Here is a 20,224-nt window from a genome sequence, read left to right as displayed (position 1 = left end):
CATTCATTTGAGGTGGTACACGGGCGGCTCGCCTTCGCCACCTTGCAACGGGCTGTCCCCGCCCAGCGTGCGCTTGAAGCCCGACAGGCCGGTCAGCAGCTCCAGATCAACTTCCAGCGTGCTGCCACTGGCGCGCACAGGGGTGATCCTGCGCACCACGCTCATGCCCTGCAACGCGGCAGACAGGCGCAGGTAGTCGTCGCTGCTGTCGATGCCGGTGAAGACGACCCGGTAGGTTCCCGCAGGCCCGCTGCTGCCACGCTTGCCATAGCGCTTCATCAGGGCTTCGGCGGTACCGTCGGCGCCGGCAGCCATGGCGGCACGGGCATCGGCGTTCTTGCTGGTCCACTTCGACAGGACCTTGCCCTTGTCCACGAACACCCAGTCCGCCACCCACACGTCCTTGCCGCGGTAGAGCTTGCCCAGCAGCTGCATCGGCGGGCTGTATTTGGCCGACGCGCGCGCCACGGCAGCCGTGTCCTGGCGCCAGATGGCTCCCACCAGGGCCTGTTCGGCGGCGTTGCCGGTCGGCAGGCCCAGCTTGTAGCCACGCTCCACCGCACGGTTCAGCAGTGGCTTGGCCGCGTTGGTCTGGTTCAGGCCAACCAGTCGCGGACCACTACCGTCGTCAATGGCCATCCACACGACCGGCTTTGGCCGGGGTTGCGGCCAGATCGGCAAGCCCAGGGCATTGATCAGGGAATCGACTTCGGACGGGGTGAACCGCACCACCAGGGTGCTGCGGAACGTGGGCGCGCCGTTCGGCGACGTGCCTTGGTCCTGGCGATAGTCGTAACTGGCCACGTAGTTTTTGGCGTTGCGCAGCTCCGCGCCCACGCCGGGACGGCCCGCTGCGCTGCGATCGCCACTCAGCTTGGCAAGCACCGTGCCCAGGGCACGCGCGAAGGCGTTGTTACGCTCGGACTCGCCCTGGCCGTTGACCGTCACTTCGGCGTCGTAGACGCCTTGCGCACCGGCGCGGTCGCCTTCGGTGCGCGGGCTCTGGGCCCAGGCCGTGGAGACCAGCAGGAGGGCCAGAGCCGCAACCCACGCAAAACCATGTTTCCGGCGCATCTGCAGCATCCTTGTAGCCAGCGATTGCCTGGCGAACGGGTGAATTGTTGCCCGAATGGGCCTCGCACGCCAACGCGGGCCGTTCAGGACGGACGATTGGCGCGTGGATTCCCTTAAAATCGCGGGTTCCCGCTCCGACGCCGGCCCTTCCGTGACCCAGACCCCTCCTTCCGATTCCACCGCGCCTGCCCAGTCGGGCATGACCTATCGCGAAGCCGGGGTCGATATCGATGCCGGCAACGAGGTGGTCGAACGCATCAAGCCTGCCATCCGGCGCACCATGCGCGCGGAAGTGCTGGGCGGCGGCATCGGCGGTTTCGGCGGCCTCTTCGACCTCTCCGGCAAGTACAGGGAACCCGTGCTGGTCTCGGGCACCGACGGCGTGGGCACCAAGCTCCTGCTTGCCAAGCAGCTGGACCGCCACGACAGCATCGGCATCGACCTGGTCGCCATGTGCGTTAACGATGTGCTGGTGCAAGGAGCCGAACCGCTGTTCTTTCTCGATTATTTCGCCACCGGCAAGCTGGACGTGAACACCACGGTCGACGTGGTGGGCGGCATTGCCAGGGGCTGCGAGATCGCCGGCTGCGCCCTGATCGGCGGCGAAACCGCCGAGATGCCGGACATGTATCCGCCCGGCGAGTACGACCTGGCCGGGTTCACCGTAGGCGCGGTCGAGAAGGCGCGGCTGATCGATGGCAGCCAGGTGCGCGAGGGCGACGTGCTGGTCGGCCTGGCTTCGAGCGGCCCGCATTCCAACGGGTATTCACTGGTACGCCGGATCCTGGCGCGCGCCGGCAACCCCCTGGACCTCGACCTGGGCGGGGTAAGCCTTGCCGACGCACTGATGGAACCGACCCGCATCTACGTCAAGCCGGTGCTGGAACTGCTGGCCAGCCACGACATCCACGCCATGGCCCACGTCACCGGCGGCGCGCTGGTCGAAAAGATCATCCGCGTGGTACCTGCGCCACTGGGCCTCGAGATCGACCCCACTGCCTGGCCTTTGCCGCCGGTATTCGACTGGTTGCAGCGCGAAGGCGCCGTGGTCGACAGCGAGATGTGGCGCACGTTCAACTGCGGCATCGGTTTCGTGCTGTTCGCCGCGCAGGACCAGTTGGCGGCGCTGGAAGCGGACCTCGACCGGCTGGCCATGCCGCATTGGCGCATTGGCCAGGTGGTGAAGGCCGATGGCGCGGAACGACTGAAGATCGGCTGAGCCCGCATGCTGCCGGGAAAGAGGATCGCGCTGGCGTTGGCAATGGCCGTGTTCGCGGCCAGCTGGATCGCCCCGCCCTGGCCCCTGGAACAGGCACTGCACAGCACCCTGACCGTGGCCGGGCTGGCCTGGCTGTGGCGGCATGATCGACACTGGCCGATGCGATCCGGGGAATTCGCGCTGATCTGCGCTTTCATCTGCGTGCACTCCATCGCCGCGCGCTGGCTGTACTCCAATGTGCCCTACGACCAGTGGATGCAATCGTTGACCGGATGGTCGCCGCAGGACGCGTTCGGCTGGCAGCGCAACCACGCCGATCGCCTGATCCACCTGCTGTACGGAATATGCTGCGCACCTGCCGCGGCCACCTACCTGCGACAGCGCTGGCCACTTTCGCCACGCCAGGGGTTCGTGCTGGCGGTCATGGCGATCATGTGCACCAGCCTTCTCTACGGGTGGCTGGAATGGGCGATAGCGCTGGTCCTTTCGCCGGAGGCGGCCGAGTCCTACAACGGCCAGCAGGGTGATCCCTGGGATGCGCACGCCGACATGCTGCTGGCAACGGTAGGTGCTTTCAGTGCGTGGCCGTGGTCGCGCCAGGCCGACTCCGTGGCAGCCGCGTGAGCGCACCGCGCATCGCGGTACTGGTGTCCGGTCGCGGCAGCAACCTGCAGGCGATACTCGATGCAATCAGGCAGGGCGGCCTGCAGGCCCAGATCGTGGGCGTCTTCTCCGACAAGCCGCATGCAGCAGCACTGCAGCGCGTTGCAGGCACGCTGCGCTGGGCTGCCGATGCACGCAGCTTCCCCAGCCGATCGGACTTCGATGCCGCCCTTGCGGACGCTGTGGCCGCCAGCCAGCCCGACTGGGTGGTGTGCGCCGGTTACATGCGCATCCTGGGCGACGCCTTCGTGGAGCGGTTCCGCGGACGCCTGCTCAACATCCACCCTTCCCTTCTACCCAAATACCGCGGTCTTCACACCCACGAGCGCGCGCTGCAAGCCGGCGATCGCAAGCATGGAGCCAGCGTGCACTTCGTCGTACCTGAACTCGACGCCGGCGCGGTCGTGGCCCAATGCACCGTGCCCGTCGAGTCCGGCGATACGGCACAGAGCCTGTCGCAGCGCCTGTTGCCCCGGGAGCATGGTCTGCTGGTTGCAGTACTGGGACTGGCCACAGAAGGGCGCCTGGCTGAACAGGGTGGCTTCGCATTGCTGGATGGTCAGGCCTTATTTACTCCGCTGCCTCTAGATTCCGCAGGTCACCTGATCCTGCCGGACCCTCTGCTTTCGCCATGAAACCTTCCTGCCGACGCTCTTTACTGCTTTGCATGCTGGCCCTTGCCAGTGCGCCTGCGTTTGCGTTGGAACCCTTCGTCGCCACCTACCAGGCCTTCAACGAAGGCAAGCTGGCCGGAGCGGCGAAGATGCAGGTGCTGAAAACCGACGCCTCGCGCTGGCGCGTGGACTTGGGCATACGCGGCACCAGGGGGTTTGCCCGCCTGGCGGGATTGAATATCGAACAGAGCACCGTGTTCGATACCCCGGGTGAGCGTTTTCGCCCGCTAAGCCAGGGTACGGTCAAGCATGCCGTCTTCACCGGCAAGAAGATTTCGGGCGTTTACGACTGGCAGGCGCGCAGCGCGCGCTGGCAGGGCGACGTGAAGCAGAGCCGCACCGTGCCCGTGCCACTGCAGGATGGAGATATGAGTGCCCTGTTGATGAACCTTGCGGTGATACGTGACGCCCAGCCGGGCAAGGCGCTGAGCTATCGCGTGGTCGACAGCGGTCGCGCGCGCGACTACCAGTACCAGGTGGCGGCACAGACCGAGATCGTGGCCGTGGAGGAGCTGAGCTACGACGCCATGCGGGTGTCACGCACCAATGGCGGCAACGACGAAACGATTTTCTGGGTCGCCAATGGCGTGCCCACGCCCATTCGCATCCTCCAGCGTGAAAACGGCCACGACACCATCGACCTTAGACTGGTTGAATACCAGGGAGTGCAATAGACATGAGAAGTGCAATCGCCATCAGCGCCGTCGCCGCGAGTCTGCTGGCAATGGCCAGCACGCCGGCCGCGGCCATCGAAGCATTCACTGCCGACTACCAGGCCACCGCCATGGGCATGCAGGGCAATGGGCAGATGTCCATTTCCCCGCAAGGCAACAACCGCTGGCAGTACAGCCTGACCATCAGGAACTCGCTGGTGGACATGAGCCAGAAGACCGTATTCGATGAGAAGGACGGCGTGCTGCGTCCCCTGTCCAGCAGCGACCTGTCGCGCCTGCTGGTCAAGAAGAAGGCCGTAGACACGACCTTCGACTGGAACAAGAACCTGGCCGTGTGGACTGGCGACGTCAAGCCCGAGCGCGCTGGCCCGGTCGCCTTGAAACCTGGCGACATGGACGCGCTGCTGGTCAACCTGGCCATCGTGCGCGACGTGGCGGCTGGCAAGCCGCTGAATTACCGCATGGTCGAGAACGGCAACGCCAAGGCGATGAGCTACCGCGTCGCGGGCAAGGAAAAGATCACCGTAGGCGGCAAGGCGCGCGATGCGACCAAGGTCGTGCGCACGTCAGGCCGGAAGGAAATGATCGTATGGGTCGTTGCCGGGATGCCGGTGCCCGCGCGCATCCTGCAGCGCGAGGATGGCCAGGATTCGATCGACCTGCAGATCAAGGCCTGGCACTGATCCAGTCGCGTGACAGCAGCAACGAAAAGCCCGGCAATGCCGGGCTTTTTTTACTTCGACGCTTCCATCTCGGTCCGGCAGTCCAGGCGGATTGGCCGCCGGTCGGCGCGCCAGTAGTAGGAGCTGCATTGCCGCCGCCCGTCCCGGGTTTTGGTCACCGAGACCGAATGGAAGGACTGGAATATTTCCTGCTGGCTGACGCTGCCGTCAGCGTTCCAGTCCATGTCCTTGGTGGCCATGCCGCTGATACCCGCGGCACCCACGTATTGCAGCCAGGCCACCACCCCCAATGCAATCGCCACCAATCCCAGCAGTGCCTTGCGGCGCGTGGAAAAGCGCGGGCGCGAAGCTTCTTTGCGCGTTGTCATGCTCACGAAGTCCGGCAGATCCTGGCGCCCAGCGCACCGAGTTTTTCCTCGATGTTCTCGTAGCCGCGATCCAGGTGGTAGATGCGGTCGATGGTGGTGTCGCCCTCGGCCACCAGTCCGGCCAGGATCAGCGAAGCCGAGGCGCGCAGGTCGGTCGCCATCACCGGCGCGCCGCTGAGTTTTCCGGTGCCACGGACGATGGCCGTATGCCCTTCGACCTGGATGTCGGCGCCCAGGCGCACCAGTTCGTTGACGTGCATGAAGCGATTTTCAAAGATGGTCTCGTTGATCACGCCCACGCCCTCGGCGATGCAGTTCATGGCCATGAATTGCGCCTGCATGTCGGTGGGGAACGCCGGATACGGCGCGGTGGTCAGGCTGACCGCGCGCGGACGACGGCCCTGCATGTCGAGGGTTATGGAATCGGCCGTGGTCTGGATGGAGGCGCCGGCTTCGGTCAGCTTGTCCAGCACCGCATCCAGGGTGTCGGCGCGCGCGCGCCGCGCAATGATGCGGCCGCCGGTCATCGCCGCGGCGACCAGGAAGGTGCCGGTCTCGATACGGTCCGGCAGCACCGCGTGGCGGCCGCCGGAGAGGCGCTCGACACCACGGATCACGATGCGCGCGGTGCCCGCGCCTTCGATGTCCGCCCCCAGCGCGATCAGGCAGTCGGCCAGGTCGGTGACCTCTGGTTCCATGGCCGCGTTTTCCAGCACGGTGGTGCCCTCGGCCAGTACAGCCGCCATCAGCACGTTTTCGGTGCCGGTGACGCTGACCATGTCGAACACATAGCGCGCGCCCTTCAGGCGTTTGGCCGTGGCCTTGATGAAGCCATTTTCGACCGTGATATCGGCGCCCAGCGCCTGCAGGCCCTTGATGTGCAGGTCCACCGGGCGTGAACCGATCGCGCAGCCGCCCGGCAGCGACACCTCCGCCGCGCCATGCTTGGCCAGCAACGGGCCCAGCACCAGGATCGATGCGCGCATGGTCCTGACCAGCTCATACGGAGCCACGTGCTGGTTGACGCTGCGCGGATCCACGGTGATCGCGCTGCCCTTGGAAAGCGTGCCCTCGTCGATGCTGATGCCCGCACCCAGTTCACCCAGCAGCTTCACCGTGGTCACCACGTCATGCAGATGCGGGACGTTGGTGATTTCCACCGGGGCATCGGCCAGCAGGGTGGCGCACAGGATCGGCAGGACGGCGTTCTTGGCGCCTGAAATGGTGACTTCGCCGTTGAGCGTATTGCCGCCGGTGACTACGATTTTCTGCATGGGTGCTCGGACTCTGGTGTGGGGTGGAAGGCATTGGCCTTCCAGGAAAGGGGAACTCAGCGGGCTTGCGCGGCTTCTTCGGGGGTAATGGTCTTCAGCGCAAGCGCATGGATGGCGCCGCCCATCAGTTCACCCAGGGTTGCGTAAACCAGCCGGTGGCGGGCCAGCGGCAATTTGCCGCGAAACGCCGGGGATACCACGCTGGCCTCGAAATGCACGCCGTCGTCGCCCTGCACCTGTACTTCAGCACCCGGCAGGCCGGTTTCAATGAGTTTACGGATGGTTTCGGCGTCCAACGTGCCTTTCCTTATAAAATGAACGGCCATTCTAACCTTCCGCCCGGCGCCCGCATGCCCGAGTTGCACCCCCAGTCCTTCCCGCCCACCGACGCCAGCCTGGCCGCCAGTGGCCGCCGCGTGGTGGAAATCGAGGCGCAGGGGCTGCAGCATCTGGCGGCCCGGATCGACGGGGAGTTCTCTGCGGCCTGCAGGCTGATCCTGGCCTCGAATGGCCGCGTGGTGGCCACCGGCATGGGCAAGTCGGGGCATATTGCCCGCAAGATCGCCGCGACCCTTGCTTCGACCGGTACGCCCGCGTTCTACGTGCATCCGGGCGAAGCCGGCCATGGAGACCTGGGCATGATCACCGATGCCGACGTGGTGCTGGCACTGTCCTACTCGGGCGAATCCGACGAAATCCTGACCCTGCTGCCAGTGCTCAAGCGCCAGGGCAACGCCGTCATCGCCATGACCGGCCGGCCGCAATCGACGCTTGCGCGCGAATCGGACCTGCACCTGGATGTCAGCGTGCCTGCCGAGGCCTGCCCCCTGGACCTGGCACCGACGTCCAGCACCACCGCGACCCTGGCGATGGGCGATGCACTGGCCGTGGCGTTGCTGGAGGCACGCGGCTTCACCGCAGATGACTTCGCGCGCTCGCATCCAGCCGGCAGCCTGGGCCGCCGGCTGCTTTTGCACATCACCGACGTGATGCACGCGGGCGACGATGTACCCAGAGTCGGCGAAAACGCCACCCTGAGCGAGGCACTCCTGGAAATGAGCCGCAAGCGCCTGGGCATGACCTCGGTGGTGGATGGCGACGGCCGCCTGCTTGGCCTGTTCACCGACGGCGACCTGCGCCGCACCCTGGACAACGCAACGCTGGACGTGCGCACCGCGATGATCTCCAACCTGATGACGCGCGCGCCACGCACCATTGGCGCCGACCAGTTGGCGGTCGAGGCTGCACGCCTGATGGAGACCCACAAGATCAGTGGCCTCATCGTGGTCGACGCGGGCGGCCGCGTCGTTGGCGCACTCAATATTCACGACCTGTTGCGCGCGCGCGTGGTCTAACAAAACGATGCCTTCCCTCCCCAGCACCGAGATCACCGACGACATCCGCCAGCGTGCCAGCCGTATCCGGCTGGTGTGTTTCGACGTGGATGGCACCTTGACCGACGGTCGCCTGCACTACGACAGCGAAGGTCGTGAATCCAAGGACTTCCACGTTCTCGATGGCCAGGGCATGGTCCTGCTGCGCCGCTTCGGCATCGCGGTGGCGTTCATCACCGCGCGCAACAGTCCTTCGGCCGCGCATCGCGCCGCCGACCTGGGCGTGCAGGCCTTCATCGGGGCAAAGGACAAGCTGGCCCGGGTACGCCTGCTGTGCGGCGAGCAAGGCATCGGACTGGAAGAGGTCGCGTTCATGGGTGATGACCTCCCTGACCTCGAAGCGATGCTCGCCGTTGGCCTGGGCGTGGCTCCGGCCAATGCGCATCACTGGATAGCCGCGCGCGCGCGCTGGGTCACCGGCGCCAAGGGCGGCAAGGGCGCTGCGCGGGAATTGTGCGACCTGCTGCTTGATGTGCAGGGACACAGCGAGGCATTGCTTGCCGGTGCCACGCCATGAGCTGGCGAATGATGCTGGGCCTGGTCCTGCTGGTCGCTGCGGTGTTCAGCGGCTGGTCCGCGTGGAAGCAACGCAACGTGCCGGAGCCCGATACCTCGGTGGTCGAGCGCTCCGACTACCTGATGCGCGATTTCGAAATGATCAGCCTGGATGACGAGGGCAAGGAATCGATGACCCTGCGCGCGCCCGAGATGCAGCGCGACCCCAAGGACGAAACCTTCACCATCACCACTCCCCTGTTCCTGTTGCCGGACAGCGATGGCCAGCATTGGGAAATGCGCGCGAAAAGTGGCTGGGTCAGCGCCAAGGGCGACGAACTCAGGTTGACTGGCGACGTCAGGGGCACCAGCCCGCAGCAGGCCGCTGTACCGTCGACTTTCGATACGCAGCGCCTGAATGTATTCCCCCGCAAGAACCTGGCCTCAACCGACGCCTCGGTCACCATCACCCGTCCCGGTTCTATACTCAGCGGTGTAGGTTTTGAGACCAATACCAAGACCAAGCACTACACCTTCAAGTCCCAGGTCAAGACACGATATGAACCCAACTCTGCGCGCTAGCCTCTTCGCCGTCCTCGCCTTGTCGATGCCGGGCTTGACGTGGGCCAAATCCTCGGACCGCAACCAGCCCATCTACCTGGATTCCAACAACCAGGAAGGGGTGATGGACGGCAACAGCACCAATGTGTGGACCGGCAACGTGACCCTCAAGCAGGGCAGCCTGGACATCTCCGCCCAGCGCGCCGAGCTGACCCAGCGCAACGGCGACCCTTCCCTGGCCGTGTTCACCGGCAGCCCGGTGAGGCTGAGGCAGCAGCAGGACGACGGGACCTGGATGGATGCGACGGCCAGCCGCATCGAGTACAACATGTCCACTGAAACCATCACCCTCATCGGCAACTACACGGTGAAATCGCCGCGCGGGTCCAACAGCGGCCAGCGCATGGTCTACAACACCAAGACCGGCAGCATCAAGAGCGGCGGAGATGGCACCCGGGTCAAGACCGTGATCCAGCCCAAGTCGGCCGGCACGGCCAAGCCGCCCGAGGCAACCAAGTAATGCTGTCGGCCCAGGGGCTGCGCAAACGCTACAAGCAGCGCGAGGTGGTCGCCGACTTCGGCCTGACCCTGGATGCGGGCGAAGTGGTCGGCCTGCTGGGCCCCAACGGCGCGGGCAAGACCACCTGCTTCTACATGATCGTCGGTCTGGTGGCCGCCGATGCCGGCAGGATCGAGCTCGACGGCCGCGATGTCACCAGCGAGCCCATGTACAAGCGCGCCAAGCTGGGGGTGGGCTACCTGCCCCAGGAACCCTCCGTATTCCGCAAGCTGACCGTGGCCGACAACCTGCGCCTGGTGCTGGAGCTCCGCGAAGACCTGGATTCGGCCGGCGTGGACAAGGAGCTGGGCTCCCTGCTGGACGAACTGCAGATCAGCCACGTGGCCGAGCAGCTGGGCGCCAGCCTGTCCGGCGGCGAGCGCAGGCGTTGCGAAATAGCCCGCGCCCTGGCGGCCAAGCCGCGGCTGATGCTGCTGGACGAACCCTTTGCCGGCGTCGACCCGATTTCGGTCGGCGAGATCCAGCGCATCGTCAAGCATCTCAAGAACCGCGGCATCGGCGTGCTCATCACCGACCACAATGTGCGCGAGACCTTGGGAATCTGCGACCGGGCGTATATCCTCAACGAAGGCAGCGTGCTGGCGCAGGGTGCGCCGGACGCGCTGCTTGCCAATCCGGACGTGCGTCGCGTGTACCTTGGGGAAACTTTCCGCCTCTGATGTGCGCGTCGCGCGGCCCGGCCGTGCCTCAACGCGTTTTCGGATTGCGGAATGAAGCCACGCCTGCAGACATCGCTGGGTCAGCAACTGGTCATGACGCCGCAGTTGCGTCAGGCCATCCGCTTGCTGCAGATGTCCACGGCCGAGCTCGAGGTCGAGATCACCGAGGCGGTGGAAACCAATCCCCTGCTGGACTGGGACGACAGCGCTCCCAACACCGACGACATCGCCGCGGCCGACACGCCGCCCGACGACCCGCGCCAGGCTGACAACGGCAGCGAAGGCGAGGACTGGTCGCCTGATGAAGCCCCCTGGTCCATGGACGGGGTCAGCCATGGGAGCGGTGGCTCCTTCGATGATGACGACCAGGGTACCGCTGCCGAGCGCGTCGCCGCGGTCGACAGCCTGCAGGACCACCTGCTGTGGCAATTGCATCTTTCCCACCTTTCCACGCGCGACCGCCGCATCGGCGCGGCGCTGATTGATGCGCTGCAGGACGATGGCTACCTGCGCGAACCACTGAGCGGCATCGCCGAAACCCTGCTTCCCGAAGTGGTTGCCGACGAAGAGGAAGTCCTGACGGTGCTGCACCAGTTGCAGCGCTTCGATCCCGTCGGCGTGGCCGCACGCACCCTTGGCGAGTGCCTGCACCTGCAACTGGCGGTGTTGAGCGAGGACACGCCCGGCAGGGCCCTGGCCCTGCAGATCGTGGACAGCGATGCGCTGGAACGCCTGCCCAAGAGCGGCGTCGCCGGCCTGGCCGCCGAGCTGAAGCGTGCGGTTTCCGAAGTGGAGGAAGTCGTGCAGTTGCTGCGTTCCCTGGATCCCAAGCCTGGCGCGCAGATCGGCGAACTGAGCCACGACACCTATGTGGTGCCCGACTGCGTGGTCTGGCGCCAACGCGGCATCTGGCGCGCGGCGCTCGCCGGCAACAACCTGCCGCGGATCACCATCCACCACGGCTACGAACAGATGATCCGCCAGTGTGGCGAGAATGATGCCGGCTACCTGCGCGGCCACCTGCAGGAAGCGCGCTGGTTGCTGAAGAGCCTGGAAGCGCGGGGCGACACCCTGCTCAAGGTCACGCGCTGCCTGTTGCGCCAGCAGGCCGGTTTCCTCGAGTTCGGCGAACAGGCGTTGCGTCCGCTGACCCTGCGCGAGGTAGCGACCGAAGTGGGCCTGCACGAATCGACCGTTTCACGCGCCATCGCCCGCAAGTATGTCCGCACCCCGCGTGGCACCCTGCCCCTGCGCGCCTTCTTCGCCTCGGGTGTCAGCAGCGAAGGCGGCGGCGAAACCTCCAGCGTCGCCATCCAGTCGATGATCCGGCGGCTGGTGGAAAACGAAAATCCGCGCAAGCCGCTTTCCGATGCCAAGCTCGCCGACCTGCTCAAGGCCTCCGGCGTGCCGGTGGCGCGGCGCACGGTCGCCAAGTATCGTGAAGCCATGGAGATACTTTCGTCGCATGAGCGCGTTCGCATTGGCTGACTACGGCTTGCTGCTAACACTCCCGTAAGGATTGAAAGTCCATGATGGATCACAGGCTCACACGGTAAGGAGGCAGAACTTCCCCCACAGCACAGAGGTCACAGACAGCGAAGTGTCACCCGCGGATTACGCGGCCCATAGAACGTAAGGAGGCAAACGATGCGTATCGAGACCCATGGCCATGAAATCGAACTCACCCCCGCGTTGCGGGAGTACGTTGAAAGCAAGTTCAAGCGGCTTGAACGCCATTTCGAACAGCCACTGGAAGTCCGCGCCCAGCTGGGCATACGCAAGCCAGACTATCTCGCCGAGGCCACGCTCAACCTGGCCGGGCGCACCCTGCATGCCGACGCCGGCGCAGAGACCATGTACGCCGCCATCGACATACTGGCCGACAAGCTCGACCGCCTGCTGCTCAAGCACAAGCAGAAGAAGATCGACAAGGAACGCGCCCCTCGTGGCGAGAATGCCGACTGACCGCAGCGGCGTCCGAAGCGCGCCGCCGGTTTCGACCGCGGCGGCACGCTTCCAGCACACCCATTACTGATATGCCATTAGCCGACCAACTGGCCGAGGTGCGTGCGTCCGTGCTGAAGGCCGCCGACCGCGACGCGGTGCTGGAAGTGGCGGCCGGGCTGCTTGCATGCCGCCAGGCAGGCGCCGATGAACTGCGTGACAGCCTGCAGGCCCGCGAACGTCTTGGCAGCACCGCGATCGGCCACGGCATCGCCATTCCGCATGGCCGCTCGCCCAGCCTCGACGCACCCCGCGGGGTGTTGCTGCGGCTGGAGCCGCCCGTGGATTTCGATGCCGATGATGGCCAGCCGGTGGATCTGGTGTTTGCCATGGCAGTACCCGATCATTACACCCATCAGCACCTGATGCTCCTTTCGGAGCTGGCCGAGCGCTTTTCCAATGAACGTTTCCGCGCGGCGTTGCGTGCCGCACCGGATGCGCCGCGCATGCGCAAGCTGTTGCTCGACGAACCTCACTCACCCAAAGCCGCCGCATGACGACCCGCATCTCCGCCCGCGAATTGTTCGACCAGCAGAAGGACAAGCTGGCCCTGCGTTGGCTGGCAGGTGCCAAGGGCGACCAGCGGATGCTGGAGGCGGTGGATACGATCGCCCGCCGTCCGTCGCTGGCCGGCTACCTCAATGCCATCTATCCCAACAAGGTGCAGATCCTGGGCAGCGAGGAACTGGCTTGGCTGGACTCGCTGGACTCGCGCCAGCGCTGGGAAACCATCGAGAAGATCGTGCAGTACCGTCCGCTGGCGCTGGTGATCAGCAAGAACCAGTCCTGCCCCGAGGACCTGCGCGCCGCGGCCGAGGAATCGGAAACCCCCCTGTGGATTTCGCCCAAGCGCGGCCACGAGCTGCTCAATCACCTGTCCTACCACATGGCGCGCACCCTGGCGCCGCGGGTGACCCTGCACGGCGTGTTCATGGAGATCTATTCCATTGGCGTGCTGATCACCGGTGAGGCAGGATCCGGCAAGAGCGAGCTGGCGCTGGAGCTGCTGAGCCGCGGCCATCGGCTGGTCGCCGACGATGCGCCCGAGTTCACCCAGATCGCCCCGGACGTGCTCGATGGCACCTGCCCGGAGCTGCTGCAGGACCTGCTGGAAGTACGCGGCCTGGGGGTGCTGAACGTGCGCGACATGTTCGGCGACACCGCCGTCAAGAAGAACAAGTACCTGCGCCTGATCGTGCACCTGACCCGGCCGATGACCGAGCCGAACCCGCATGGCTACGAGCGCCTCACCGGCGACAGCGGCAGCCGCCACGTGCTGGACCTGGACGTGCCGCTGATCACCCTGCCGGTCATGCCTGGCCGCAACCTGGCGGTATTGACCGAAGCGGCCACGCGCCTGCACATCCTGCGCACCAAGGGCATCGACCCGGCCGCGATGTTCATCGCGCGGCACAGCAACCTGCTGGAACGCAGCTCGCCGTGAACACCGAGGCCGCCGAGGAAGGTGGAAGCCCGGGCCCGCGTGGTCCCTTGCCGACGGTGGTCATCGTCAGCGGCCTGTCCGGTTCCGGGAAGTCGGTGGCGCTGAAGACTTTCGAGGACCTGGATTACTACTGCGTCGACAACCTGCCGGTGGAGCTGCTGCCCTCGTTCGTGCGCAGCCTGATGCGCGACAACGCGCTGCCGCAGAAGATCGCCGTCGGCATCGATGTGCGCAACCGCCACAGCGACCTGTCCAAGCTCGCCCAGTGGCGCGCGGCGGTGACCGAGCTGGGGTTGCAGGCAACCCTGCTGTTCTTCGATGCCAGCGACGAGGCGCTGCTGCGCCGCTATTCCGATACGCGCCGCAAGCATCCGCTCGCGCACTTCGGCCTGTCGCTGCCCGAATCAATCTCGCGTGAGCGCCAGATCACCGCGCCGCTGCGCGGCGAAGCCGACGTGATCGTCGATACCACCGCGCTCAACGTGCACCAGTTGCGCCGCCGCATCATCGCCGAATTCGCCCTCAACAGCGGCGCTTCGCTGTCGCTGCTGTTCGAATCCTTCGCGTACAAGCGCGGGGTTCCGGCGGATGCGGATTTCGTGTTCGATGCGCGGGTGCTGCCCAACCCGCACTGGAACCCGCAACTGCGCCCGCTGTCCGGCCGCGACCTGGAAGTGCGCGGGTTCCTGGACACCCAGCCCGAAGTCAATGAATACGTGGGCCAGGTCAGCCAGTTCCTGGATACCTGGCTGCCGCGCCTTCGCGGCGAGACCCGCAGCTACGTCACCATCGCGTTCGGCTGCACCGGCGGCAAGCACCGCTCGGTGTACCTGGCCGAACGCCTGGCCCGGCATGCGCGCGACCAGGGCTGGGAAGAAGTGGCGACCTTCCACCGCGAACTGGACTAGTTGGCGCAAGAACGCCTTACTGCGGTCACCCCCGTCTGTTAACGTTCTCACATGGCCTGTGGCATTCTCCTTGTAACCCATCCCGGTATCGGCGCTTCGCTTCTGGCGGTCGCCACTGGACTCCTCAAGCAACTGCCGCTGAAGACCGAGGCGTTCGAAGTGCCTCTGGATGCCGACTTCGAAGCCCTGCTTCCCCACGCCTCCTCGGCGTTGCGACGGGTGGACAGCGGTGAAGGCGTGCTGGTGCTGACCGATCTTTACGGCGCCAGCCCCAGCAACCTGGCCGGGCAACTGGCCAGGCTGGGCACTCCGGTCAGGCGCGTTTCCGCGCTGAGCTTGCCTATGCTGCTGCGGGTGATGAATTATGCGGAACAGGGATTGGATCAACTGCCGGCCACCGCTGCCGCCGGCACCCGCAATGGAGCAATAGTCGACGATGCTTGAGCGAGAACTCACCGTTTCAAACCGCCTGGGCCTGCATGCCCGTGCCACCGCAAAGCTGGTGCAGGTGCTGTCGGGCTATCGTTGCAGCGCCACGCTGTCGGCCAAGGGTCGCGAGGTCAACGCCAAGAGCATCATGGGCGTCATGCTGCTGGCCGCCGGCCAGGGCACGCCAGTGATCGTGCGCGTCGATGGGGAAGGCGAAGCCGAGGCGCTGGAAGCAGTTGCCGCCCTCTTCGAGCGACGATTCGACGAGGAAACCTGACCGGTGCGCCTGCAGCTGTCCGGCCACGGCGCTTCGCGCGGCAGCGCGCTTGGCCGTGCCAGGGTACGGCTGCCGCATGCACTGGAAGTGGTCGAGAAAAGGATTCCCGCCAATCTGGTGGAGAAGGAGCTGCGGCGACTGCATGACGCGGTGGATTCGACCCGCGGCGAGATGCAGGTGCTGCGCGAGCGGCTGCACGGGGCGCTGGCCAAGGAAGTCGGCGAGTTCCTCGACCTGCACGCACTGCTGCTGGACGACCCCGAGCTGCTGCATGGCCTCGATGAACTGATCCGGGCCGGGCGTTACACCGCCGACTACGCCCTCAGGCTGCAACGCGATCGCCTGGCCGCCGTGTTCGACGGCATGGACGATGCCTACCTGAAGAGCCGCATGGACGACCTGGATCACGTGATCGGTCGTATCCACGCCCACCTGAACAAGCGCATCGGCGGCCCCAAGGGCGTGGCCGGCGACATCCTTGTCAGCGACAACGTGGCGCCGTCGGAACTGGCGCAATTGCAGGCCCAGGGCGTGGTTGCCATCGTCACTTCCGCCGGCAGCACCCTCTCGCACAGCGCCATCCTCGCGCGCAGCCTGCACATGCCGCTGGTGGTCGGCGCCGCCAGGGCTTTGCAGAAGATCAACGACGGCGACGTGCTGATCGTCGACGGCGCCAGCGGCTCGGTCGTCATCGAGCCAGGCCCCGAGGACCTGCTGGCCTACCGCCAGCGCCGGCGTGAACTGGCCAAGGAGCAACGCGAGCTGGGCCGCCTGCGCTCCAAGCCCACCCGCACCATGGACGGCGTGGACATCGTGCTGCTGGCCAACGCCGAATCGGGCGAGGACGTGGCCCAGGCACATTCGCTCGGCGCTTCCGGGCTGGGGCTGTACCGCACCGAATTCCTGTTCCTGCAGCGCAACGAACTGCCGGACGAGGAGGAACAGTTCCGCACCTACCGGGACGTCGTGCTGGGCATGAGCGGCCGGCCGGTCACCATCCGCACCCTGGACCTGGGCGCCGACAAGGCCGACCGTACCGGCCTGGTGCTGGGCAACGAGGACAACCCGGCGTTGGGCCTGCGCGGGGTACGCCTGTCGCTGGCCAATGGCGAACTGTTCGACACGCAATTGCGCGCCATCGTCCGCGCCTCGGGCTACGGGCCGGTGCGCGTGCTGGTACCGATGGTGAGCACGCGCGAGGAAATGCTGGCGGTGCGCAAGCGGCTCAAGCGCGTTGCCGAAAAGCTGCGCAGGCAGGGCGCCGCGGTGGCCGACCGGATCCCGCTGGGCGCCATGATCGAAGTACCCGCCGCGGCCCTGGCCCTGCACAGCTTCGTGGACATCGTGGACTTCCTGTCGGTCGGCACCAACGACCTGGTCCAGTACCTGCTGGCGGCCGACCGCAACAACGACGCACTGGGTGAACTCTATTCGCCACTGAATCCGGGCGTGCTGCGCCTGCTCAAGCACATCATCAACGTGGCCGGGGAATACGACATCCCGGTCGCCGTGTGTGGCGAGATTGCCGGCGATGCGGCGCTGGCGCCCTTGTTGCTGGCCCTGGGGCTGACCGAATTCAGCCTGCATCCGGCCACCCTGCTGGAAGTGCGCAAGGCGGTCCGTGGCAGCGACCTGTCCGCGCTCAAGGCACGCACCGGCAAGCTGCTGCAGGCCCGCGACCGCACGGGCATCGAGAACTGGCTGAAGTCGGCTTCGCCGCTGCATGGGTAAGGGCGACGTTTTGCTGGCGGCAACCGTGCCTTGCAGCGCGCGATGAATCCCGCAGCCAACCCTGACCTCGACGCGATCATCGCGCCGCACGTACTGGAGGATGCCGATCGCCTGCGGACCCTTTTCCTGCCGGCGGAGCCCTTCGCGCATTGCGTCATCGACAATTTCTTCGCTCCCGGCTTCGTGCAGGCGCTGGCCAGGGATTTCCCCTCCTTCGATCGCGGCAATTCGCTCAACGAGGACGGAAGCCCGGCCGGCAAGTCGGTGGTCGAACGCCTGCATTCGCTGGGCGAGACCTATGCGCTGCTCGATCGTTGCGTGCAATCACCTGCTTTCCTGGAGCTGGTGGGGAGCATCACCGGCATTGGAGGGTTGCTGTACGACCCTTCCTATTTCGGTGGCGGCACCCACGAAAACCGCAACGGGCAGAGCCTGGACAGCCACATCGACTTCAACTATCACCCGGAAACAGGATGGCACCGCCGCCTGAACATGATCGTGTACCTGAACCAGGAGTGGGACGCCGACTGGGGCGGCGCGCTGCAGCTGCACCGCGACCCCTACGACGCCGCGGCCGACAAGGTCGTCAGCCTGGCGCCGCTGTACAACCGTTGCGTCATCTTCGAAACGACGGAACACAGCTGGCACGGATTCCCGGCCATCACCCTGCCCGCGGATAAAGCCGGACTCAGCCGCAGGTCGATTGCACTCTATTTCTATACTCGCGAACGGCCGCCGGAGCAGACTGCATCCGCCCACTCGACTGTTTACGTGGATCGCCCCCTGCCCGCCCGTTTCGAGCCCGGCCATGTGCTGAGCGCAGCCGACTGCGACGAGTTGAATGAACTCATGCAGCGGCGCGGCGACCACAACCGCCGCCTCTACGACGAAATCAGGCGCCTGCAGTCCGTGCTGGATGAAACCGCGCTGAGCCGTGTCTTCAGCACCCTGCGCCGGCTGCTGGCACGCATTGCCAGGCACTGAGCGCGGGTCGGGCGCGATGCGGGGTGGGCATTGCCGCGCCACGGGGCGATAATGGCGCAATGAACACCTGACCTGCCGCCTCCCACACGGAAGCGGCTTCACCGCTACCGGGAGTCGCGCATGGCTGAAGTCGTCCGCCACGACAAGACCGCGCGCCAGTTGCGCCTGCTGTCCGATGCACTGGACAGCGGCCGGCTGGGCCCCGTGCGGCGCCTGATCAACACGCTGGCGCCGGCTGAAATCGGCAACCTGCTCGAATCCCTGCCGCCCGGCAAGCGCGTGATCGTGTGGGGACTGGTCGATGCCGAGGACGACGGCGAGGTGCTGGTCCACGTCGGCGACGAGGTGCGCGAAAGCCTGCTCGCCGAAATGGACCCCGACGAGATCATCGCCGCGGTCGAAGACCTGGACATCGACGACCTGGCCGACCTGGTCGAGGACCTGCCCGACACCGTCATCGACGAAGTGCTCAAGTCGATGGACCGCGAGAACCGCGAGCGTCTGGAGCAGGTGCTGTCCTTCCCGGAGGACACCGCCGGCCGCCTGATGAACCCGGACGTGGTCACCGTGCGCGCCGACGTCAACGTCGACGTGGTGCTGCGTTACCTGCGCCTGCGTGGCGAGCTGCCCGACCACACCGATCACCTGTTCGTGGTCAGCCGGCGCCACCAGTACCTGGGCCGGTTGTCGCTGGCCTCGCTGGTGACGCATGAAGACAGCACCCCGATCAATCGCCTGATCGACGACGAACAGCCGGCTATCGATGTCGAGGAGACCGCCGAGGAAGTCGCGCGCCAGTTTTCCGACCATGACTGGGTGTCGGCGCCGGTGGTGGATGAAAACAACATCCTGCTTGGCCGCATCACCATCGATGACGTGGTCGACATCATCCGCGAACAGGCCGAGCACCAGGCCCTGGGCGCCGCCGGCCTGGACGAGGACGAGGACCTGTTCTCGCCGATCAAGCGCGCCGTGCGTGGCCGCGTGGTCTGGCTGGGCATCAACCTGTGCACGGCGTTCCTGGCCGCAGCGGTGATCGGCCAGTTCGAGGCCACCTTGCAGCAAGTGGTCGCGCTGGCCGTGCTGATGCCCATCGTCGCCGGCATCGGCGGCAACGCGGCCGTGCAGGTGTTGACCCTGATGGTGCGCGGCCTGGCCCTGGGCCAGGTGGGCCCCAGCAACGCACGCATCCTGCTGTGGAAGGAATTGCGCGTGGCCCTTATAAATGGCGTGCTGATCGGCAGCACCGTCGGCATCGTCGCTTTCTTCTGGTTCCATGACTGGCTGCTGTCGCTGGTCATCGCCTCGGCGCTGATCATCAATTTCTGCGCGGCGGCCGCGGCAGGCGTGCTGCTGCCCCTGCTGCTGCGACGCATGCGTATCGATCCTGCCGTGGCCGGCACCGTCGTGGTCACCGCCGTCACCGACGTCATGGGCTTCTTCTGCTTCCTCGGCCTGGCCACCGTGATCCTGATTCGCTGAGACCGGCATGCATTGTCTGGGAAAGGTCCAGGACTGGAACGACGAACGCGGCTATGGCTTCATCGCGCCGCTGGATCCACCGGACCACGGTGGCAGGACCTTCTTCCATATCCGCGACTACCAGCAGCAGGGACGCCGCCCGGAGACGGGCGAACTGGTGAAGTACCTGGCCACCCGCCAGGACGATGGACGCTGGAAAGCGACGCGGGTGATGCGGGCTGCGCAGCCGTTGCGGAAAAACACGGGCACGGTGCGAAAACCGGTGAAGCCGGGGAGTCCCTATTCGACCGGGTCCGACTTGGCACGGGCAACGGTCATCGCAGCCTATGCCGGGCTGCTGGGCTGGGCGATACGCCAGCAGTGGCTGCCGCTCGAATTCGCCTTCGTGCCGGTCCTGGCCAGCATCGTCACCTTCATGGCTTACGCGGCCGACAAGCACGCCGCGCAGACAGGTCGATGGCGCATACCCGAAGCCAACCTGCATCTGCTGGAGTTGCTTTGCGGCTGGCCCGGCGCGCTGTTCTCGCAACGCGTGCTTCGCCATAAAAGCCGCAAGCCGGGTTACCTGGTCGCCTTCAGGATGATGGTCGTGCTGAACCTGGCGGCGACCGTGGCCTGGATATACTGGAAATCCTGATGCGGCTCCG

At 65.9% G+C, this 20,224-nt stretch carries 25 protein-coding genes; 21 read left to right on the top strand and 4 right to left on the bottom strand.

Annotated features, from left to right (window positions below; genetic code table 11):
• Positions 1-3: 3 nt before the first annotated feature.
• A complete protein-coding gene (locus DT603_RS10060; protein ID WP_162349755.1) occupies positions 4-1,074 on the bottom strand; it encodes a DUF2066 domain-containing protein in 1,071 nt (356 codons plus the stop codon).
• A 199-nt stretch (positions 1,075-1,273) separates the two neighbouring features.
• Here DT603_RS10060 and purM point away from each other — a divergent pair, with 199 nt between their 5' ends.
• Genes purM through DT603_RS10035 form a run of 5 tightly spaced genes read left to right on the top strand, consistent with a single transcriptional unit; the run spans position 1,274 to position 4,987 of the window.
• Positions 1,274-2,293 carry a phosphoribosylformylglycinamidine cyclo-ligase gene (gene purM, locus DT603_RS10055; RefSeq protein ID WP_162349918.1) on the top strand — a complete coding sequence of 340 codons (1,020 nt, stop codon included), beginning with the start codon at positions 1,274-1,276 and terminating at the stop codon, positions 2,291-2,293.
• A 6-nt stretch (positions 2,294-2,299) separates the two neighbouring features.
• Positions 2,300-2,917: a DUF2238 domain-containing protein gene (locus DT603_RS10050; RefSeq protein WP_162349754.1), complete on the top strand. Its 618-nt coding sequence runs from the start codon at positions 2,300-2,302 to the stop codon at positions 2,915-2,917.
• Positions 2,914-3,591: a phosphoribosylglycinamide formyltransferase gene (purN, locus tag DT603_RS10045; RefSeq protein WP_162349753.1), complete on the top strand. Its 678-nt coding sequence runs from the start codon at positions 2,914-2,916 to the stop codon at positions 3,589-3,591. The genes DT603_RS10050 and purN overlap by 4 nt, the downstream gene beginning before the upstream one ends.
• Before the next feature lie 32 nt (positions 3,592-3,623).
• Complete coding sequence (locus tag DT603_RS10040; protein WP_246191745.1) at positions 3,624-4,304, top strand: DUF3108 domain-containing protein; 681 nt, start codon at positions 3,624-3,626, stop codon at positions 4,302-4,304.
• Between the two features lie 2 nt (positions 4,305-4,306).
• Positions 4,307-4,987, top strand: a complete 681-nt coding sequence (locus DT603_RS10035; protein ID WP_162349751.1) for a DUF3108 domain-containing protein — start codon at positions 4,307-4,309, stop codon at positions 4,985-4,987.
• Positions 4,988-5,037: 50 nt separating this feature from the next.
• Here the strand turns inward: DT603_RS10035 and DT603_RS10030 are convergent, their stop codons facing one another.
• From DT603_RS10030 to DT603_RS10020, 3 genes are read right to left on the bottom strand one after another with little or no spacing between them, the layout of a single operon-like run.
• Positions 5,038-5,355 (bottom strand): EF-hand domain-containing protein, encoded by a 318-nt coding sequence (locus DT603_RS10030; RefSeq protein ID WP_162349750.1) that lies wholly within the window; start codon positions 5,353-5,355, stop codon positions 5,038-5,040.
• A 2-nt stretch (positions 5,356-5,357) separates the two neighbouring features.
• Entirely contained in the window at positions 5,358-6,629 is a 1,272-nt protein-coding gene (gene murA, locus DT603_RS10025; protein WP_162349749.1) for a UDP-N-acetylglucosamine 1-carboxyvinyltransferase, read from the bottom strand.
• A gap of 56 nt (positions 6,630-6,685) precedes the next feature.
• On the bottom strand, positions 6,686-6,925 hold the full coding sequence (locus DT603_RS10020; RefSeq protein WP_162349748.1) for a BolA family protein: 240 nt from the start codon (positions 6,923-6,925) through the stop codon (positions 6,686-6,688).
• A 54-nt stretch (positions 6,926-6,979) separates the two neighbouring features.
• On the opposite strand from DT603_RS10020, the gene DT603_RS10015 reads away from it, so the two are divergent.
• From DT603_RS10015 to DT603_RS09940, 16 genes are all read left to right on the top strand, one after another.
• Entirely contained in the window at positions 6,980-7,984 is a 1,005-nt protein-coding gene (locus DT603_RS10015; RefSeq protein ID WP_162349747.1) for a KpsF/GutQ family sugar-phosphate isomerase, read from the top strand.
• 7 nt (positions 7,985-7,991) lie between these two features.
• Positions 7,992-8,540, top strand: a complete 549-nt coding sequence (locus tag DT603_RS10010; RefSeq protein WP_162349746.1) for a KdsC family phosphatase — start codon at positions 7,992-7,994, stop codon at positions 8,538-8,540.
• Complete coding sequence (gene lptC / locus DT603_RS10005; protein ID WP_162349745.1) at positions 8,537-9,100, top strand: LPS export ABC transporter periplasmic protein LptC; 564 nt, start codon at positions 8,537-8,539, stop codon at positions 9,098-9,100. The genes DT603_RS10010 and lptC overlap by 4 nt, the downstream gene beginning before the upstream one ends.
• A 25-nt stretch (positions 9,101-9,125) precedes the next feature.
• Entirely contained in the window at positions 9,126-9,599 is a 474-nt protein-coding gene (lptA, locus tag DT603_RS10000; RefSeq protein ID WP_246191743.1) for a lipopolysaccharide transport periplasmic protein LptA, read from the top strand.
• Positions 9,599-10,318: an LPS export ABC transporter ATP-binding protein gene (lptB, locus tag DT603_RS09995; RefSeq protein ID WP_162349743.1), complete on the top strand. Its 720-nt coding sequence runs from the start codon at positions 9,599-9,601 to the stop codon at positions 10,316-10,318. The genes lptA and lptB overlap by 1 nt, the downstream gene beginning before the upstream one ends.
• A gap of 51 nt (positions 10,319-10,369) precedes the next feature.
• Entirely contained in the window at positions 10,370-11,806 is a 1,437-nt protein-coding gene (locus tag DT603_RS09990) for an RNA polymerase factor sigma-54 (RefSeq protein WP_162349742.1), read from the top strand.
• A 159-nt stretch (positions 11,807-11,965) separates the two neighbouring features.
• Positions 11,966-12,283: a ribosome hibernation-promoting factor, HPF/YfiA family gene (hpf, locus tag DT603_RS09985; RefSeq protein ID WP_162349741.1), complete on the top strand. Its 318-nt coding sequence runs from the start codon at positions 11,966-11,968 to the stop codon at positions 12,281-12,283.
• Between the two features lie 71 nt (positions 12,284-12,354).
• Positions 12,355-12,819 carry a PTS sugar transporter subunit IIA gene (locus DT603_RS09980; RefSeq protein WP_162349740.1) on the top strand — a complete coding sequence of 155 codons (465 nt, stop codon included), beginning with the start codon at positions 12,355-12,357 and terminating at the stop codon, positions 12,817-12,819.
• The gene (hprK, locus tag DT603_RS09975) at positions 12,816-13,766 is read left to right on the top strand and encodes an HPr(Ser) kinase/phosphatase (protein ID WP_162349739.1); all 951 of its coding nucleotides are present in this window, start codon (positions 12,816-12,818) and stop codon (positions 13,764-13,766) included. Before DT603_RS09980 ends, hprK begins: the two co-directional genes overlap by 4 nt.
• Positions 13,767-13,813: 47 nt before the next feature.
• Positions 13,814-14,674: an RNase adapter RapZ gene (gene rapZ / locus DT603_RS09970; protein ID WP_162349917.1), complete on the top strand. Its 861-nt coding sequence runs from the start codon at positions 13,814-13,816 to the stop codon at positions 14,672-14,674.
• Between the two features lie 51 nt (positions 14,675-14,725).
• Positions 14,726-15,118, top strand: a complete 393-nt coding sequence (locus DT603_RS09965) for a PTS sugar transporter subunit IIA (protein ID WP_162349738.1) — start codon at positions 14,726-14,728, stop codon at positions 15,116-15,118.
• Positions 15,111-15,380: an HPr family phosphocarrier protein gene (locus DT603_RS09960; RefSeq protein WP_162349737.1), complete on the top strand. Its 270-nt coding sequence runs from the start codon at positions 15,111-15,113 to the stop codon at positions 15,378-15,380. Before DT603_RS09965 ends, DT603_RS09960 begins: the two co-directional genes overlap by 8 nt.
• A gap of 3 nt (positions 15,381-15,383) precedes the next feature.
• Complete coding sequence (ptsP, locus tag DT603_RS09955; RefSeq protein WP_162349736.1) at positions 15,384-17,111, top strand: phosphoenolpyruvate--protein phosphotransferase; 1,728 nt, start codon at positions 15,384-15,386, stop codon at positions 17,109-17,111.
• Between the two features lie 42 nt (positions 17,112-17,153).
• Positions 17,154-18,095, top strand: a complete 942-nt coding sequence (locus DT603_RS09950; protein ID WP_162349735.1) for a 2OG-Fe(II) oxygenase — start codon at positions 17,154-17,156, stop codon at positions 18,093-18,095.
• Positions 18,096-18,215: 120 nt separating this feature from the next.
• Positions 18,216-19,577, top strand: a complete 1,362-nt coding sequence (gene mgtE, locus DT603_RS09945; protein WP_162349734.1) for a magnesium transporter — start codon at positions 18,216-18,218, stop codon at positions 19,575-19,577.
• 7 nt (positions 19,578-19,584) lie between these two features.
• The gene (locus DT603_RS09940) at positions 19,585-20,214 is read left to right on the top strand and encodes a DUF1294 domain-containing protein (RefSeq protein WP_162349733.1); all 630 of its coding nucleotides are present in this window, start codon (positions 19,585-19,587) and stop codon (positions 20,212-20,214) included.
• The last annotated feature ends 10 nt before the right edge of the window (positions 20,215-20,224 follow it).

The sequence above is a fragment of the Pseudoxanthomonas gei genome (assembly GCF_010119615.1).
Taxonomy (GTDB): domain Bacteria; phylum Pseudomonadota; class Gammaproteobacteria; order Xanthomonadales; family Xanthomonadaceae; genus Pseudoxanthomonas_A; species Pseudoxanthomonas_A gei.
Note: the sequence above shows the minus strand (reverse complement) of the source record. Positions and strands in the feature narration are given on the sequence as shown.